The organism is Planomonospora alba (genome assembly GCF_039534085.1).
In the GTDB taxonomy this organism is placed as follows: Bacteria; Actinomycetota; Actinomycetes; order Streptosporangiales; family Streptosporangiaceae; genus Planomonospora_B; species Planomonospora_B alba.
The window spans coordinates 1-2,031 of the sequence record NZ_BAAAUT010000139.1; the positions used below are offsets into that span (position 1 = coordinate 1).

General features: G+C 72.7%; 3 protein-coding genes. All 3 read right to left on the minus strand.

From position 1 onward, the window contains the following. Positions 1–364, minus strand: a 364-nt coding sequence (locus tag ABD823_RS34265; protein ID WP_344867088.1) for a sulfotransferase family protein, incomplete at its 3' end; no start/stop codon positions are given. 4 nt (positions 365–368) lie between these two features. Further along, complete coding sequence (locus ABD823_RS34270) at positions 369–1,379, minus strand: sulfotransferase family protein (RefSeq protein ID WP_344867090.1); 1,011 nt, start codon at positions 1,377–1,379, stop codon at positions 369–371. A 44-nt stretch (positions 1,380–1,423) separates the two neighbouring features. After that, a partial coding sequence (locus tag ABD823_RS34275) for a CDP-alcohol phosphatidyltransferase family protein (RefSeq protein ID WP_344867092.1) occupies positions 1,424–2,031 on the minus strand: 608 nt, incomplete at its 5' end.

Genomic DNA, 2,031 nt, shown 5'->3' on the forward strand with positions numbered 1-2,031 from the left:
AGTACGACGGCCGCTTGTCGCCCCAGCGCGGCTTGCCGAACCGGGCCGCGTAGGCGCGCAGCACGGTCCCCAGCGCCGAGCCCAGCGTCGGCGGACCGGCGACGATCCGCTCGACCGTCTCGGCGGCGTCCAGCCCCAGCAGGTGGAAGCGGGACTGGCGGCGGTTCACCAGCCACTCGGCCAGCTCGCGGCGGCACACCGGGTCGGCCAGGTCGCCGAACCGGAGCCGCCGCTGGTAGGCGGCGATCATGAACCGGGTCTCCGGGGGGATCGCCATGCGGGGGTGGGCGTGCAGCATGAGCTGGAGCATCGTGGTGCCGGAACGCGGGCACCCGATGACGAAGACCGGCCGGTCGGACTCCATGCGATCACACCCTCACCGGCTCGCCCAGCTGCCCGGTGGTGAGCTGCGCGGCCACCGGACCGGACTCGCGGAACCGGTTGATCCGGTCCCGGACCTCCTGGCGCCGGCGGGCCCTGCGCCGCTTGGCCGCGACCGCCTCCACCGCGGCGACGTGGGCCTTGTCCGCCTCGGGCGCCCCGGTCAGCTCGTAGCCGAGCGAGGTCAGCCGCTCGGCGAGCACCGTCTCGCACAGCGCGATCTCCCACGGCTCCAGCCGCTTGCGCCACGACCCGGACCGCGCGGTGGTCACCTCGCCGTGGGTGTTGCCGTGCCAGACCTTGTGCTGCGGGATCGCCATGCGCGCCACGTGGTACGGCTCGGTCATCGCCGGGTCGTAGTCCTCGCCGAGGTAGGCGCAGAGCTTGCTCAGCTCGGTCTCCGGATCGGCCGTCAGGTTCTCGTAGCGCAGCTCGTAGTAGCTGCCGGCCGGGAGCCGCCTGGCGTGGCGGCGGCCGAAGTCGATCGCCTCGGCCCAGTTGTTCACCGCGTGGAAGACGTCCTTGGTGTACCAGGGCATCTCCTTCAGCGACGCCACGCAGTCCCGGCCGTCCCGGATCAGGTGGACGAACTGCGCGTCCGGGAACAGCCGCAGCAGCATGTCCACGTGGTGGTAGTAGCTGGGCCGCTTGTCGCCCCAGCGCGGCTTGCCGTACCGGGCCGCGTAGGAGCGGAAGGCGATGCCGAACGCCGACCCCAGCGTGGGCGGCCCGGCGACGACGTCCTCGACGAACCGGTCCGCGTCGAGCTTGAGCTCCTTGAACTTGGTGTCCTTGCCGCCCGCGATCCACCGGCCCAGGCGGCGCCGGTTGGCCTCCTGGCGCAGGTCGCCGAAGGAGAAGCGGCGGTAGTAGCCGGGGACCACGAAGCGGGTCTCCGGCGGCACCGCGATGCGCGCGTGCGAGTGCAGCATGAGCTGCAGCATCGTCGTGCCGGAACGCGGGCAGCCGATGACGAAGATCGGCCGGTCGGACTGCATCACAACGAACCCCCGTGGAAAGTCGGTCGGACCGGGAAACCCGGTCAGACGGGTAGGCGCCGCGTGTCCTCCCGGAGCGGCGCGGCGGGCGCCGCGGTCCGGGTGAACAGCCACAGCAGGTAGATCAGGAAGACCTCGTTCAGCACGAGCAGCGCGCCCGCCGCGATCGAGACGGGCAGCAGCGCCCCGGAGCCGAGCAGCGGCGCCACCACGAACACCGCGGCGTGGAACTCGATGCCGCTCACCAGGTGCGGGCGCACGCGGTAGCGGCCGAGGAACCGGCCGAACCTGCGGTACACCCCCAGCAGCCGGTCGCCCCAGGACTCCCCGTCCGGCAGGGCGGTCCCGTCCAGCGGCTCGGCGTCCTCCGCCGGGGAGGGCCCGCCGGCCCCTGCCTGCGGGGCCCGGCTCTCCTTGACCACCTCGCGCACCCGCTTCATCTGCGGCCCGTTCACGTAGCGGAACAGGTCCAGCACCGTCACCCCCGCGCCGAGCAGGATGTAGACGGGGTCGCCCGTGGCCGCGTACTGCCCGGACGCCAGCCCGGCCGCGCAGCAGACCACCCGGACGCGGTCGCCCACGTAGTCGACCCAGAGACCGAACGGCGTGCCCGTGCCCTTGAGCCGGGCGATCTTGCCGTCCATGCAGTCGA